Below are 15,033 nucleotides of genomic sequence, written 5' to 3' on the forward strand. Positions count from 1 at the left end.
ATGACAATCTCCCCCGAGCTGATCGACACCGGCACGCGCAGTGCACCGGTGTCGGCGGGCCACCTCATCGTCGCCCAGCTGGAGCGCGAAGGCGTGCAGCGAGCCTACGGCGTTCCCGGAGAGTCTTTTCTTGACGTTCTCGACGGACTGCACGATTCAACGATCAACACCGTGATCACTCGGCACGAAGGCGGTGCGGCGCTCATGGCGCTCGCGGAGGGTCGACTCACCGGACTGCCCGGAATCGCACTCGTCACTCGCGGCCCGGGAGCAGCGAACGCATTCATCGCCGTGCACACCGCGTGGCAGGATGCGACGCCGCTGGTGCTTTTCGTCGGACTCATTCCGGTTGCCGACCGGGGGCGTGCCGCATTCCAGGAATTCGACCTCACCGGCTGGTTCGGCAGCACCGCCAAACAGGTCGTCACCCTGGACGATCCCAGCGCCGCGGCGCGAGTGGTGTCCGAGGCAATCTTCATTGCGCGCAGCGGTCGACCCGGCCCCGTCGTCATCGGACTGCCCGAAGACGTGATCCGACTGTCAGCCGGTGGCGCAACAACCCAGCAACCACGGTCGCTGAACGTATCCCGCCCGAGCGACATCGAGCTCGGCCAGGTAGTCGCACGCCTCGATGCGGCCGAACGACCCGTCGTTGTTGTCGGCGGCGAAGGCTGGACGGCATCCGCTGGATCGGCATTGATCGACTGGGCCGCTGCGCACCGCATCCCCGTGCTTGCCGACTTCCGTGCCTACGACGCGGTGCCACATGGCGGTGCCACCCCCGCTTTCGCCGGGTCCCTCGGCTACGGGCGCAGCGACGCGGCAGCGGCACTTCTGGCCCAGGCCGACACGGCCGTTCTGATCGGCACCGCACGCACCGACGTGATGAGCGACGGCTACCAGCTGGGCCTGGAATCCGAAACAGTCGTGGTGCTTCCCGGTGAGCCCGTGGGCCACTCGGGCCGACTCGATCAACTCATCACGGGTGACCACGTTGCGTTCGCCGAAGCTCTCGCCGAAACGAGCCCGCGAGTTCAGGACGGCCCGCGCTTCGATCGGGCTGTCGCCGCCGCCATCCGCTTCGCCACGCCGAGCACGGCCGCCATCGAGGCGGAGTCGCCGTATGTGGATTTCACCGCGGTGATGGCCGTGCTGCGCGAGGAACTGACCGCGGATGCCGTCATCACCTACGGCGCCGGAAACCACGCCGTGTGGGCCGGCCGCTACCTGTCGCACAACGCTCCCGCCTCGCTGGTCGCACCCCGAAACGGTGCGATGGGTGTCGGTATCCCGGCAGCGGTCGCTGCCTCCTTGGCATTTCCCGGCCGCGAGGTCGTGTCGATCTCCGGTGATGGCTGCTTCATGATGAATGGCCAGGAGATCGCCACCGCCGTGGGCTACGGCGCCCCGTTCATCGCCGTGATCGCCGACAACGGTGTCTTCGCGACCATCCGGGAACACCAGGAGCGCCACTACCCCGGACGGCCCTCCGGCACGCATCTGACCAATCCCGATTTTGCCGCTCTGGCACGTTCCTACGGCGGTCACGGAGAAACGGTCTCCCAGATCGGCGCATTCCGTGATGCCTATCGTCGGGCACGGGCCAGCGGACTGCCTGCTGTGCTGCACATCATGCAGGACCCCGAGGTTCGCGCGCCATCCGGTGCGGACGACGCCCAAGAGCACGCATACAACAACCCGATTGAAGGACAAAGATGACCGGCACGCGCACGATGATCCCCGCTCCGAGCGTCGCAGACTTCTTGCGTGACTTCGAGACGATGAGCGCCTTCGGTGCCACCCCGGCAGGCGGAGTCGAACGGCAGGCAGCTAGCAGCGCTGATATCGAACAACGTCGGTGGTTTGCAGGGCTGCTCGAAGCGAATGGCTTCCGCGTCGAGTATGACCGGATCGGAAATCAATTCGGCCTGTTCGACGTCGCCCCGGGTGAACCTTACGTCGTCGTGGGGTCGCACATGGATTCCCAGCCGACCGCCGGTCGCTTCGATGGTGCCTACGGCGTGCTCTCCGCAGCCCACGCTGCGTTTCGCGTTGCGGCCGAACATGCGTCGGGCACCAGCACGCTGCGTTACAACCTGGCTGTCGTTAATTGGTTCAACGAAGAGGGTTCGCGTTTCGCCCCCTCGATGATGGGCAGCAGTGTCTACACCGGCGTTATGCCGCTGGAAAAAGCACTGGCCATCCAGGACCACACCGGAGTTACGGTTGAAGAGGCCATGCGACCGACCGGGTTCCTTGGCGACGGCGACGGTCCGACAGCTGCCTACTCCGCAGAGATCCACATCGAGCAGGGTCGTATCCTCGAGAACTCGCAGATCACGATCGGTTTGGTCACGGCAAGCTGGGCAGCCAGCAAATACCGTGTTGTCGTCAGGGGTGAGCAGGCCCACTCCGGTGCGACGGTGATGGAAGACCGTCACGATGCCCTGTACGGCGCTTCGCTGCTCGTCGTGTTCGCTCGCGAGCTCGCCGACCGATTTCCTGGAGTGCTGCACACGGCGGTCGGGCAACTCGACGTGTATCCGAATTCTCCGGTGGTTGTGGCCTCAGAGACAACGCTGCTGCTCGACCTGCGCTGTGCCGACGAAATTGTGCTCGCCGAGGCAAACGCGCTGCTCGATGCCCGTTTCTCAGAGATCGAGTCCATCGCCCGTGTCACCATCGAACGCGCTCTCTCCCACAACTGGGGAGTGAACCCATACCAAACGGCCGGTGTCGAGCTGGCGCGATCCAGTGCCGAGGCTGCCGGATATTCCCACGCGGAAATCATGACCGTGGCCGGGCACGACTCGATCAATATGAAAGAGGTCGTTCCCACGGTCATGCTCTTCGTTCCCTCCGTAGAAGGAATCTCGCACAACGAAGGCGAATACACGCGTGATGAAGACCTGATCGCCGGCGCCGCGGTACTCACCGATGTCGTGCGACGCCTGGGCGCCGGCGAACTCGATGGAGAAAACGGATGACCCGCTACGCCGTAACCGATCCGGTCACCAACATAGAGGTTCGGGTTTACCCCACCGCAACGGATGCTGAAGTGGATGCCGCAATCCAGCGCGCCTCCGCCAGCTACAGCACGTGGCGCAAGACTCCCAAGTCGAAGCGCGCGAAGGTGCTCAGGCGTGTTGCGGCGCTGCATCGCAGCAACCGTGAACGCTTGGCCGCGATCATCACTCGCGAAATGGGCAAGACCATCGATGAGGCCCTCGGCGAGGTGGATCTCGTTGCTGACATTTACGATTACTACGCTGTCAACGGTGCGGCCTTTTCCGCTGATAAGCCGATCGATGTTGCCAGCGGTACCGCGACAGTTCGTTCCGACCCCCTGGGCGTTCTTCTCGGAGTGATGCCGTGGAATTACCCGTACTATCAGCTAGCGCGATTCATCGCCCCCAACCTCATGCTCGGCAATACCGTGCTGCTCAAGCCCGCACCGCAGTGCCCGGAGTCTGCCGAGGCAACAGCCGAACTCTTCGCTGAGGCGGACGCACCCGAGGGCGTCTTCCTCAATGTTTTAGCCACCGAAGACCAGGTTCGCCACATTATTGAACACCCGGCAGTACAGGGAGTGTCGTTGACCGGCTCCGAACGTGCCGGCAGTGCCGTCGGCGCTATTGCCGGCCGGGCAATGAAGAAATACGTGCTGGAGCTGGGCGGTTCGGATCCGTTCATCGTGCTGGCAGACGCTGACCTCGCTGCCGCGGTCACCGCTGCCGTCGCCGGTCGCATGGGCAACGCCGGTCAGGCCTGCACAGCGTCCAAGCGATTCATTGTGCTCGACGAGGTCTATGACAGCTTTATCGCTGACTTCGTGGCGCGCGTGGGCGCGCTGGTCGTCGGTGACCCGCGGGAGAAGGTCGCATTCGGCCCGCTCGCCTCGGAGGCGGCAGCGGTGAACGTTACAGCCCAGATTCGCACCGCAGTGGATGAGGGCGCTCGCGTGTTGGTCGGCGGCGGCCGGCCGGAGCGCGCCGGTGCGTTTGTCGAACCCACCATCCTGGTTGACGTGCGGCCGGGGGCGCGGGCGTACCGCGAGGAGATTTTCGGTCCGGTTGCGGTGGTGCATCGGGTCGCTTCGATTGCGGAGGCCGTGGAACTGGCCAATGACACGCCTTACGGTCTCGGGAGTGTCGTCTTCGGCTCTGACCCGCAGGCGCTTGCGAGCGTCGTCGACAACCTCAATGTGGGCATGGTGTCGATCAATGCGCCGTCCAGGACGGAACCGGGGCTGCCTTTCGGTGGAGTGAAGGCGTCGGGGATCGGCCGTGAGCTCGGCGAATACGGCATGTCTGAGTTCGTCAACCGCAAGCTCATCCGCACGTCGAGTTCGTCGTAGCTCCGAGGAGCAGACCGGGCCCGATCAGCCCAGAAATGGGGCATGATACGGTGGCCCGGCCGTGGGCGATTCGGCGGCAACGAGCTTCACGAAGTGGGTGCGCTTGAGGACTTTGAGTACCCGACGCTGAAACGGGGTGAACGCGGCAACGCCCTGGGCGGTTGTCATCGGTTCGAGCCCGACGATCTTCGTGGTCACCCCGTCACGCACTATCTCGCCGCCGTTCGCCGCCACCAGATTGCGGTACCAGTTGACCGTAGGACCGTAGGTCAGCTCGCAGACGAAGCCGCCGGCGATCGGTTGCACGATGATCGGTGTCTCAAAGAGCTTTCCGCTTTTCCGACCCACGGTACGCACGAGCGAGAACTGCCCCCGGCCGCGGCGTGCCATGTGGCCGGTCAGCCGGTTCAGGCTGTGTTTGATCGTGAATAGCCAGCCACGCCGCAGCATCGATCCGAGATTCATGCCAACAGCATCTCACCGCCACCGCGCCTGAGTAAGCTCGCCGTTCGAGTTTGTACCGGCAAACCCAAACTCGCTCAGATCGACCGCGAACGCGCTCACCGAACCGGTGGGAGTCGGCCACTCGAGCGCGACCCTGCACGTCGTGCGAGACGGGGAGCAATTCGGTGCATCTTCACCTTGCGCTATTCGCCACGGACGATTATCGTACAACCAAATGGTTGTATCAGAGCTTTCCGAACAGGATGTCAACCGTATCTTCCGCGCCCTCGCGGACCCGACGCGGCGCGACATCGTGCGCCGCACTCTCGTCGCCGCTATCTCGGTGTCGCAGTTGGCGGATTGCTACCAGATGTCCTTCGCGGCAGTCCAGAAGCACGTGGCCGTATTGGAGGATGCCAGGCTTGTGACCAAGGAATCACGCGGTCGCGAGCGGATGGTGCGGGGAAACCTTGATCGCATCCGCCAGGCGCAGCGACTGCTGGACCGGTTCGAGGACATGTGGCGCGCGCGCACGGATCGGCTGGACAACCTGCTCGCAAAAAGCGATCCCGCTCCATCCGCCCTCTAATCGAAAGGAACGTCATGCCCGTCACCTCCGTCGAGAAGGACCTCGACCAGCTCACCATCACGATCGTCGCCGACTTCACAGCCCCGCTCCATCGGCTATGGGACGCGTACACCGATCCGCGCCAGCTCGAGCGGTTCTGGGGACCGCCCAGCTATCCGGCCAAGTTTCTCCGGCACGACGCCGTGGCCGGCGGACGCAGCGTGTACGTGATGACCGGCCCCGAGGGAGACGCGCACTACGGGTGCTGGGATTGGACGTCGGCCGATGCCCCGAACGCGTTCGAAGTGCTCGACAGATTTGCAAACGAAGCCGGCGAGCCCAACCCCGACCTCCCTGCCACGCGAATGGATTTCGCATTCGAGGCGACGACCGATGGCAGCCGACTGAGCACGACCGCGCACTTCGACTCACTCGAGCAGATGCAACAGCTCCTAGATATGGGCATGCTCGAAGGTACCCGTGAGGCCATGGTCCAGATCGACGCGGTGCTGGCCGACCTGGCGGCATTCTCGGCCGACCGCGGGGCGGAAGCGCAGGTGCTCAGCGACACCCAGGTGCGGGTGGCTCGCGTTATCCGCGGCACCGTCGACCAGGTGTGGCGGGCTCATACCGATGCCGCGCTCATGCAGCGGTGGCTGCTCGGGCCGGACGGCTGGTCCATGCCCGTTTGCGAGGTCGCGACCGCGGTCGGCGACCACTACCGTTACGAATGGCAGCGGGATGGCGGCGACGAACGATTCGGTTTCACCGGCGAGCTGCTGGAGTCGGATGAGCCATATCGCGCCGTCACGACCGAGTCCATGATCGGGATGGATTTTCCTGCAACGCTCAACGAGCTGACCCTTACCGCTGTCGAGGGAGGAACGCTGCTCGCACTCGTCATCACCTATGCGAATCTCGAGCAGCGCGACGCTGTGCTTGCGACCGGCATGACGGACGGCATGGAAGCGAGCTACCGGCGTCTGGACGGGCTGGTGCAGCCGACACTCGCATAGTCGGCTGCGGCGTGACCAGGGCACGCGGCCCCGAACCGGCTGGCCGGCCCTCTGGACCAGCCAGCCGAAGCCGCGGAAGTCAGCAAGCGGGGTGGCCGACCCACCGCTTCAGGAATTCCGGATGTGGTGGGTCTACGTCGGGCCCCGCGTGACCACGAGTGCGCCGTTGTGCCCGCCGAATCCGAATGAGGTCGACAGCACGGTATTGACACTCTGGCTGCGAGCCTCGCCGGCCACGAAGTCCCAGCCCTCGAACTCGGGGTCGTCCAGGTTGCCTGTGGGTGGCAGTATCCCGTCGCGCAACGACTGCACGGCGATGATCGCCTCGATAACCCCGGATGCCCCGAGCAGATGCCCCATGCTGGACTTGGTCGCACTGATCGGGATGCGGTGGGCACGGTTGCCGAGTGCGGATTCCAGAGCGTTCAACTCGGCGGCGTCGCCGGCCGGAGTCCCGGTGCCGTGGGCATTGATGTGGTCGACGGCATCCGGTGCGATGCCCGCGTCGGCGAGGCAGTCGCGAACGGCCCGCGCCGCTCCCCGGCCCTGCGGATGCGGGGCGGTGGCGTGGTAAGCGTCGCTGGCGGCTCCGAATCCGGCCAGCTCGGCCAGTGCGACGGCACCTCGGGCGTGGGCGGTCTCCTCGGACTCGAGCAGGACGGCGCCGGCCCCCGCCGACATCACGAAGCCGGAGCGCGCCCGGTCGAAGGGCCGGGAGGCGGCGGCGGGATCGTGCTCATACCCGCGTGCCAGTGCGCGCATGTTCGCGTTCGATGAGAGATTCACCGGGTTCAGGCAGTCCTCCACACCGACCACGAGCACCGCGTCGGCGTAGCCGTGACGGATGCGACGCATCGCCTCGCCGAGACCGATCGCCCCGCTGGCGCACGTCGCCGACACGCCCTGGGCGGGACCGAACGCCAGGTATCGCTGGCTGAGTACGGAGGCGGCCGCGTCGGGCGCGCCGTAGATCGCAAGCGTCAGTGGCACCGCCCGCGGACCGCGCTGGTCAAGGGCGCGGGTGGCCCGCTGCATGGCATCGACCGGCCCAGCTCCCGTGGCGGCGATCACCGCGAACCGGTGCGGATCCCACGGGAGGGCGGTCACGCCGGGCGTCCATCCCGATTGTGTCATGGCCTGGTCGGCGGCTGCGACCGCCCAATGCTGGCTGCGGCTGAGCCGGCGGACGAGGCTCGCCTCCAGAACCGTGGCCGGCTCGAATCCGCGCACCTGTCCGCCGATGCGCACGGCCAGGTTCGCGAACTCGGCACCGTCCAGCGTCGTGATGGCGCTGCGGCCGTGGACAACGGCATCCCACATCGTTGGCACGTTCAGGCCGCTCGGGGTGATCGCCCCGAGCCCAGTGATGACCGCGCGGCGCCGATCCTTCACAGCCGTTCCGCCTCTCCCCGCGCGACAAGCTCGGCGGCGGCGGTGCGACGTATCTTGCCGCCGACGGTGCGCGGTAACCGCTCGACTCGGTACCACCGGCGCGGCACAAATTGCGGCGCCAGCTTCTCCCGTGCGCGGTTCAGAAGCTCGCCCTTGCCTGGCACCGCACCTTCGATGACGAGACCGACGACAGAACCCAGCCGCCCGTGCGGGAGCGCAATCGCACAGACCGCGCCGAGGTGCGGCATCCCCTCGAAGGCGCGCTCCACCTCCGGCAACGTCACCTTGTGCCCGCCCGTGACGGCGATGTCTCCGGCGCGGCCCGCTAGCACAAGTACGCCGTCGACCAGTCGGCCGTGGTCGTGCACGGTCACCCAACCGTCGGGGCCCTTGAGCGTGGCATCCGTCGTTCCGGGGAGGTACACGTCGGAGCAGGCGGCGGCGCGGATCCACAGCGTCCCGAGCTCACCGTCGGGCACCTCGTTGCCATCCTTGTCTCGGATACTCACACCGATGCTCTCGTAGATACCGATACGGGTGCCGTCGCCGTTGCGGCTGTCGCCGATGAACCCGATCTCGGCGGCCCCGTAATAACTGATCAGCCGCACATTCGGCAGCACGTTCTCGAGCCCAGTGCGCAGGATCGCGGGCAGATTCGCGCCGCCGGTGACGACCAGCTCGAGCGTCGTGAATCGGTGCGTAGCGCGACGGGCGGCATCGATCAGGGCCTGAACCACGGCGGGAACTGCTACAACGCGGGTGATCTTCTCGTCGTGGATGCGGCGGCCCAGCTCCACCGGATCGAACGCATCCGCCAGGTGAGCGCTGCCGCCGGAGGCGAGGCTCTCGATGAGTGCGTAGAGGGTGAGGCTGTACGACACCGGCCCGGGCGCGAGCGTCGCGGTGCCGGGTCCAGGCTCCAGGTGCGCGCTGGAGACAGCGAAATTCGCGCGGTATTGGCCCCGGGTCTTCAAAAATGCCTTGGGATTGTTTGTGGTGCCCGACGAGAAGAGAAGGAGAAACGGCTCTTCATCAACCCGCACCGCCGGGTCGATTGTCGGCGCGGCATCCGCCTCGTGCTGCATGAAATCGGTGAGCGTGATGATTGTGCCCGTCCACTCGCGCGCGGCGAGGGCCACGGCGAGGTCTGCCGAGTCACTGATCACAACACCGATTCCCGTGGCGAGGATGACCGCGGTGCGGTGCTCCAGCGGCCACTCCGGATCGATGGTCGCCGACACGGCCCGGAATCCCGCAAGCCCCGCGATGATGCGCGCGGTGTGGAAGGCTGAGGCAAGGCTCACGGCAGTGATCGGGACACCGCGAGTCGCCGGCGCGGTCATCGGCGGTGTGGGCTGTGCCCGGTGCAGGGCATCCACGACCGTGAACATGGGCCGAGAATTGTCGATGAGTTGCGCGTACGTTAGCTGGCCGTCTGTTGCGACGATCGCCGGCTGGTCGCCGTGCTGTTCGGCCATGGCCAGCACAGCCCGCGTTATCGGCACCCGCGGTCCCCTTCAGATCGACGTTCGCTTCTTCATTACGGGAGCAATTTTAGGGGTCGCGCGGGCCACGGCGCCGCGTCATCCGCTCAACCTCCGCGTCAACATCGGACTCGGTTTGGTAACGCCGGCCCGGTCCATAGGCATCCAACCCCACGAACAACGCCGCGACTCCCATCCCAAAAATTACCCAGACCGGCCAGAAGTATCCCCCGGAACTCGTGAGGAACCAGATGACTGTCAACAGAATCGACACAGCCGCCCACACGCCGACAAAAGTCCAAAAGCCCGCGCGCGCCTTGAGCCGTCTTCGTGCTTCTCTTCTCAACTCTTCGTCATCGCTCATCATCGACTTCACGATACGCCGAGCACTCGTACCTGTCTATTGGCGCGCGTGCCCGCCGGACCACCAGCGTCAATCGGGCAATCACGTACAGTTGTGTCTGAGATAGCGAATCGGGTGGGAGCTGGAAATGGCACAGACACAACGGGAGCGCGCGGTGCGATCGGACTCCATCCGCAATCGCGACGCGATTTTGGAGGCGGCGGCCACGTGCCTGGCCACCAACCCAGCGTCGAGTATCGCTGACATTGCAGGAGCCGCGGGTGTGGGGCGAGTCACCTTGTATGGTCATTTCTCGTCCCGAAACGCGCTTCTGGCTGCGCTCCTTGATCGCACGATGACACGTGTGGAATCGGAGCTTCAGAGCGTCGATCTGGGTGGAACGCCATGGCAGGCGATGGATGCGCTCGTCGCGTCATCCTGGAAGCTCGTGGAGAGCCTCAGCACACTACGCACTGTCGTCGCGCAGGCCCTACCGGACCAGGACCTGCACGGCAGTCATGACAGGCAGAGGGCACGCGTGCAGGAACTCCTGACACGCGGTCGAGCGGAGGGTGAGTTTCGCGTCGATCATTCTCTTGATTGGCAGACTGCATGCTATTTCGCAATCCTGCACGGTGCGGCGTCCGAAGTGAGAACCGGCCGTCTCTCAGAGCACGAGGTAGAGCACGTACTGCCGCAAACGATCCGAGCCCTGCTGCAAGTAGGGCCTCAAGCGTCATAACCGTTCGGCCGGTCCGCGATATCGTCGTCGATCGACTTTCGATTTCACTGCACAATCTCTTGACTAAACCCTACATATATGTATATTTTAGTGATGCGAACCGGGTGTGGCCGCGGTATCCGCGGGCCAGCACGAACCTCGCTGATCACCGCTCCGCGCTCGAGCTGGTGGGGGCTGGTCTGCTCAACCCGGAGAACCGGTGGCAGTACCTGGGCGAGGCTGCGTAGGGTGCGGCCCTGAAATCGTTAGGTCTGTAGAGCGGTGAGGGTTACTGCGACTCCCCCGACACCCGGACCGGCACCGGCACCGGCACCGGCACGGCAATCCTGCTGGAACCAGGCACACGCCCCGCGCGGACGCGACGAAACGGCGGCGCGGCCGCCGTCCCCCTTTCACCGAAGTGGAACCGCTTCGCGGCCGGTGATATCAGAGTGACTTCACTCTGAAACCACGGCTAACGCCGTCACAGGCGTGATGGAGCCGCTGCGCGGCGCTGTTCGCTGGGCATTTTTGTCCTTTCTGGCGTTTCACCGTAGAGCGATTGCGCTGGCAGGGTATCTCGTGCGGGATCCGGCAGGAGAAGAGCCTGTTGGATGAGGTGGGTGATATCGACGGAGATCGTTCGTGAACCTGTCATAGGGCTTCCTAAAGCTGAGATGGACGAGTGATTCTCTCTGGGATGTCCGGGTGGGTGGGAAAGGTTCAATATCGGGGCGAAGGGCACACCACATTCCAGGTCGCTGCACCCCGCAACCAGAGCAGGTGTGGATTGCATCAGCCGCTGACGGCCTATCCTGAGACACGTCCAGGGGGGGGGAGGACTAGTGGGTAGTGAAGTATCGGATGCTGCGCTGTGGCTTGAAGCGCTAGCGGGTACGGAGAGCGCGTTTGCTGGCCTTTTTGATCGGCATCGAGCCCGCATCTTCCGTAAGGCCTACTCCCGGGTGCGCAATGTGCACGATGCGGAGGATGTGGTCGCAATGGTGTTCCTGGAAGCGTGGCGATCCAGGGAGAAGGTCCGGATTGTCGAGGGTTCCTTGCTGCCGTGGTTGCTGTCTGTTACGACCTACATCACTCTGAATAGTGATCGCGCCGCACGGCGCTACCGGCGTCTCCTCTCAAAGCTCCCCGTTGCTCCCCCGGTGGATCCGGTCCACGATATCGACGACCGGCTGGACATGCGGGTTCGCGCCAACCAGCTCACGCAGGCTCTGCGACGCTTGAGCTCAGTCGAACGGACTGTCGTGGATCTATGCCTCGTTGAGGAGCTCTCGATGGCTGCTGTCGCTGGAGTGCTTGATGTGCCAACTGGCACGGTGAAGTCACGGCTGAACAGTGCGCGACGAAAACTTCGAACCTATTTAGGCGAGTCGGACATATCAGTACACACGCCTGAAGAATTGTCGACAGAAGGGATATCAGGATGGACTCCATTGAGCCCGAGATGACCCCTGAACGAACTGACGCTATTCGTGGACTCCTCCTGCGCACGCTTCGGAACGAACCAGCTCGTCGGATCCAGCGTCAGCGCCGACGCGTTCTTATTTGGGTGAGCAGTGTCGTCCTCGTCGCCGGTGTCGCCACCACTGGTGCCACGGTCTTGCTGCAGGAGAAGAGTGTCGAGAACACAGCGATCGTTCATTGCTACAGCTCTACAAAGCAAAACGCTGATGGCACCTATCCTGGATCATCGGCGGCGATCTCCGATGGCAATGGGCGCGGGCAAGCGAGGGACGCACTCGCGCTATGTACCGCCATGTGGGAACAGGGAGTGTTCGGGACCGGGTTTGAACCCACAACGCCGGCTAATGAGCCGGGTGTGGTTCCGGAACTGCAGGTGTGCGTGATGGGCGATGGGAGTGCGGCCGTTGTGCCTGGCAAATCAGCCAGCATTTGCCAAACAGTCGGGCTCGCACCCCTGGTGGCGTAACCGCTATCCGAATGTGCCGGTCGGGCGGAAGACCAATGACTTTACGTCGTCGTTCCAGCTCCCGAGACTTCCGCAGTATGGCGTGCAATTCAGTCGGGAACCGCCGTAGCTCGCCGCTGTGTAGAGGGTCAGCCAGCAGCCGTTTTGCCCGCTGGCGGAGCTGATGGTGTTGGTCCAACCGGACTCCAGGGATGAAAACCCAAATACCGAGCCGGTGCAGCCATTCGACCCCCAAAGCGTGAGGCTGGAACCGCTTCGGTTGGTGTCCTGGTAGACGGTCCCCAAGATTGTAGATGCGTTTGCGCTGCGTGCAGCCGGATTTCCTGGTTGCTGAATGCTCTCGATATACGCTTCGGCTTCCGCCTCGGTTCCGAAACAAACAGGTTCGCTCTGCATCGTCGGATCGTTTAACGGTGTTGCCTCTGCCGCGCAGTGCACCTCAATCGCCGGGGCGGTCGGTTGCGCCAGCGCGCTGGCCACCGGCCCGAATGACAGCATGCCTGCCGCGACCATGACCGCGATTGTCGTTTGCCTACCCAATTTGCCCATGTGGGTTCCTCTCTGTAATCGGGGTTTTCCCCGTCACAGGGAGATGTCCGGCTGGCTGGAACGGTTCATTCGAGACACCTCATCTCGAGGTCGCATCGAAAACTGAACTTTCCGAGGTGTGCAGGACATCCCCTGATAACGGCCGAGCTACGGCCGACACTTCACCAATCACGAGGGGACTCTCAACAGCTAGGGGATCACGGCGGTCATGAATTCATGCCCACCTTGAAAGTTCAAGAACACAAGGAGAACAGAATGAAGATTGTGAAAAAGTACCTGCTGGCACTGCCTGTGGCGATTGCTCTGATTGCCACATTCGGAGTCACAGCAGCATCAGCAGCCACGCCCGAAGCGGTGCCAGCTGATCAAACAGCCAGCTTCTCCGCTGCTGCCACAGCCGAGCTCACGCAGGAACAGGTCGACGAAGCATTCGCTGAACTGGAAGCATCCTCACTGCCACGGGTGACTGAGACAGACGGTGTCACGATTCAAACTCGATTCCAGCTCACCGAGGACTTCGGCATGACATTCGCGAAGCCCGACCCTGATGTCGTCACTACCCAGATAGCCGGCGGCAGCGACAGCGGTGGCTGGTACATCAAGTTCAACCAGTTCGATCAGGATGCCATCATCAGCGGAGCCGGGTTGGCTCTGGGCACGGCCATCTGCCTGATTCCCGCCGTCGGCGTCGTAGCCTGCGCCGTTGTGGGAACGATCATCACAGCTGGGGTTCTGTACTTGAGCTACAACGGCAAGTGCCCCAACAACAAGCAGCTCAAGGTCTACCTTCCCAACAGGGTTGCTGGCTGCGTAGCGTAGCTCATTCTGATGGTTTGGGGTCGGCTTCAGCCGGCCCCAAACCATCGTCCTGGAACAACACCTCAATGGTTGTGCCAAAAATCCTCGCCAGGCGGAATGCGACGGGGAGACTGGGATTGTATTTCCCGCGCTCCAGAGCGATAACTGTCTGCCGAGATACCGAAAGCCTCGATGCCAAATCCTCCTGGGACCAGCCGGCTGAACGACGAGATTCAGCTATGAGATTCTTCATCGCCTGCCCCCGTGAGAACCCGTCTCTTCTCCACTGAGTACCTCACCCAGAACGATATGACGAGCAGCGCTATCGCGCTGACAATGACAACGAGGGCGAGGGGCGAACTGCCGGAAATCGCCACCACGGAAAGAGCTAGAACCATGATTACCAGCGCGTCTATATACGCCGCGGATTGGGCTTTCAGCGCCACATCCTTTTCGACGCTGCCCTCCGTGTACGCCAAAGTTCGTTCTTGATGAGCTCGTTTAACGAGCTGCACACAGACGAGCAGGCCAACAAACAGCACCGCCACCGAGATGCGAGCGAGTAACTCTCCCGTTGGCCCGGCGGCATTAGCCCAGGCGAGGAGCGCAGCCATGGCGGCAATACCCACGACCAGAATTCCCGCAATCTGTTTCTTCATTTGGGACCACTTTCTTCCATGCATCGAATAGATGTAAACCAACCTTTACACTCGCAGCCAGAGATGTCAATGCCCCTTTACATTGAGTAGCGCGGAAATTGGTTCCGCGCAGAGATGCGGCTGCTTTGGAGAATCGAAACTAAATAAATGGCCGCGAGGCCCATATGCGGTTCACTACACAGGGGCGTGAACGCACTGATCGTCGTGTCGGGTGCGAGTCGGGGAGCTTGTCCGGAGACTACCTCTGGCGCAGCAACACCAGAATCGGCCCAGGAAATTTCAGACCACTCCGGCCCACCCGGCACCGTTAGCGCACGGATTATTTTCCGTTTTCTGAGGCGACCCGGGGAGGGGCAACCCCTCGCGCTCCCCCACCCGAGTCACCCCTGGTTTGTGTGGGCTCGATGCTCGGGTGAGGGAGGAGAGATTTACCGCTATGAAGCTGGCTTTCTGGCCGAAGGGGCGGGGCGTGCTAGCCGCAGAACTGGGCGCGCTCGTCAGCGCTCATGGCCTTATTGTGGCCTTGGATCACTTCAGATGAGGGTCGGGTGGTGTCGGGGCCCTCGATCGTGACCGGGGCGGTGTACCAGTAGTAGTGGCCGTAGTACCGGTCGGAGAAGTGAATTTCATAGGTGCCGGTGACCCGGTTCATGGCGGTTGCTTTGGTGATGTAGCCGATGTTGCCCTCGGGCACGTGCAGGGTGAGGAATCCGCCGGTCGTACTCGTCGACGTCCATGCGTGCGAGTAGGG

16 protein-coding genes are annotated in these 15,033 nt (G+C 63.5%); 8 read left to right on the forward strand and 8 right to left on the reverse strand.

Annotation, left to right across the window (positions count from 1 at the left end):
- Genes QMK22_RS03440 through QMK22_RS03450 form a run of 3 tightly spaced genes read left to right on the forward strand, consistent with a single transcriptional unit; the run spans position 1 to position 4,357 of the window.
- On the forward strand, positions 1–1,719 hold the full coding sequence (locus tag QMK22_RS03440; protein ID WP_283496233.1) for a thiamine pyrophosphate-dependent enzyme: 1,719 nt from the start codon (positions 1–3) through the stop codon (positions 1,717–1,719).
- Positions 1,716–2,987, forward strand: coding sequence for a M20 family metallo-hydrolase (locus tag QMK22_RS03445; RefSeq protein WP_283496234.1), 1,272 nt, complete (start codon positions 1,716–1,718; stop codon positions 2,985–2,987). Before QMK22_RS03440 ends, QMK22_RS03445 begins: the two co-directional genes overlap by 4 nt.
- Positions 2,984–4,357, forward strand: coding sequence for an NAD-dependent succinate-semialdehyde dehydrogenase (locus QMK22_RS03450; protein ID WP_283496235.1), 1,374 nt, complete (start codon positions 2,984–2,986; stop codon positions 4,355–4,357). The genes QMK22_RS03445 and QMK22_RS03450 overlap by 4 nt, the downstream gene beginning before the upstream one ends.
- Positions 4,358–4,381: 24 nt before the next feature.
- Here the strand turns inward: QMK22_RS03450 and QMK22_RS03455 are convergent, their stop codons facing one another.
- Complete coding sequence (locus QMK22_RS03455) at positions 4,382–4,822, reverse strand: PNPOx family protein (protein ID WP_283496236.1); 441 nt, start codon at positions 4,820–4,822, stop codon at positions 4,382–4,384.
- Between the two features lie 214 nt (positions 4,823–5,036).
- Between QMK22_RS03455 and QMK22_RS03460 the strand changes: the two genes are divergently transcribed.
- Both QMK22_RS03460 and QMK22_RS03465 read left to right on the forward strand, forming a co-directional pair.
- Positions 5,037–5,390, forward strand: a complete 354-nt coding sequence (locus QMK22_RS03460; protein WP_283496237.1) for an ArsR/SmtB family transcription factor — start codon at positions 5,037–5,039, stop codon at positions 5,388–5,390.
- A 14-nt stretch (positions 5,391–5,404) separates the two neighbouring features.
- Positions 5,405–6,385, forward strand: a complete 981-nt coding sequence (locus tag QMK22_RS03465) for an SRPBCC family protein (protein WP_283496238.1) — start codon at positions 5,405–5,407, stop codon at positions 6,383–6,385.
- Positions 6,386–6,517: 132 nt separating this feature from the next.
- Here the strand turns inward: QMK22_RS03465 and QMK22_RS03470 are convergent, their stop codons facing one another.
- Genes QMK22_RS03470 through QMK22_RS03480 form a run of 3 tightly spaced genes read right to left on the reverse strand, consistent with a single transcriptional unit; the run spans position 6,518 to position 9,628 of the window.
- Positions 6,518–7,777 (reverse strand): beta-ketoacyl-[acyl-carrier-protein] synthase family protein, encoded by a 1,260-nt coding sequence (locus tag QMK22_RS03470; RefSeq protein WP_283496239.1) that lies wholly within the window; start codon positions 7,775–7,777, stop codon positions 6,518–6,520.
- Entirely contained in the window at positions 7,774–9,282 is a 1,509-nt protein-coding gene (locus QMK22_RS03475) for a class I adenylate-forming enzyme family protein (protein WP_283496240.1), read from the reverse strand. Before QMK22_RS03475 ends, QMK22_RS03470 begins: the two co-directional genes overlap by 4 nt.
- A 49-nt stretch (positions 9,283–9,331) precedes the next feature.
- Positions 9,332–9,628 carry a 2TM domain-containing protein gene (locus QMK22_RS03480; RefSeq protein WP_283496241.1) on the reverse strand — a complete coding sequence of 99 codons (297 nt, stop codon included), beginning with the start codon at positions 9,626–9,628 and terminating at the stop codon, positions 9,332–9,334.
- 124 nt (positions 9,629–9,752) lie between these two features.
- Between QMK22_RS03480 and QMK22_RS03485 the strand changes: the two genes are divergently transcribed.
- Positions 9,753–10,346 carry a TetR/AcrR family transcriptional regulator gene (locus tag QMK22_RS03485; RefSeq protein ID WP_283496242.1) on the forward strand — a complete coding sequence of 198 codons (594 nt, stop codon included), beginning with the start codon at positions 9,753–9,755 and terminating at the stop codon, positions 10,344–10,346.
- A gap of 824 nt (positions 10,347–11,170) precedes the next feature.
- Entirely contained in the window at positions 11,171–11,794 is a 624-nt protein-coding gene (locus QMK22_RS03490; RefSeq protein ID WP_283496243.1) for an RNA polymerase sigma factor, read from the forward strand.
- Positions 11,795–12,279: 485 nt separating this feature from the next.
- Here QMK22_RS03490 and QMK22_RS03495 read toward each other — a convergent pair whose 3' ends face one another.
- Positions 12,280–12,825 (reverse strand): hypothetical protein, encoded by a 546-nt coding sequence (locus tag QMK22_RS03495; protein WP_283496244.1) that lies wholly within the window; start codon positions 12,823–12,825, stop codon positions 12,280–12,282.
- Between the two features lie 255 nt (positions 12,826–13,080).
- On the opposite strand from QMK22_RS03495, the gene QMK22_RS03500 reads away from it, so the two are divergent.
- Entirely contained in the window at positions 13,081–13,644 is a 564-nt protein-coding gene (locus QMK22_RS03500) for a hypothetical protein (protein ID WP_283496245.1), read from the forward strand.
- 1 nt (position 13,645) lies between these two features.
- On the opposite strand, the gene QMK22_RS03505 is transcribed toward QMK22_RS03500, so the two are convergent.
- The 3 genes from QMK22_RS03505 to QMK22_RS03515 all read right to left on the reverse strand — a co-directional run bounded on the left by QMK22_RS03505 (position 13,646) and on the right by QMK22_RS03515 (position 14,976).
- Positions 13,646–13,876, reverse strand: a complete 231-nt coding sequence (locus QMK22_RS03505; protein WP_283496246.1) for a helix-turn-helix transcriptional regulator — start codon at positions 13,874–13,876, stop codon at positions 13,646–13,648.
- On the reverse strand, positions 13,857–14,282 hold the full coding sequence (locus tag QMK22_RS03510; RefSeq protein ID WP_283496247.1) for a hypothetical protein: 426 nt from the start codon (positions 14,280–14,282) through the stop codon (positions 13,857–13,859). The genes QMK22_RS03505 and QMK22_RS03510 overlap by 20 nt, the downstream gene beginning before the upstream one ends.
- Before the next feature lie 472 nt (positions 14,283–14,754).
- Entirely contained in the window at positions 14,755–14,976 is a 222-nt protein-coding gene (locus QMK22_RS03515; RefSeq protein WP_283496248.1) for a hypothetical protein, read from the reverse strand.
- Between the last annotated feature and the right edge of the window lie 57 nt (positions 14,977–15,033).

Origin of the sequence: Cryobacterium sp. PH29-G1, assembly GCF_030063365.1 — a bacterium.
Taxonomy (GTDB): Bacteria; Actinomycetota; Actinomycetes; order Actinomycetales; family Microbacteriaceae; genus Cryobacterium.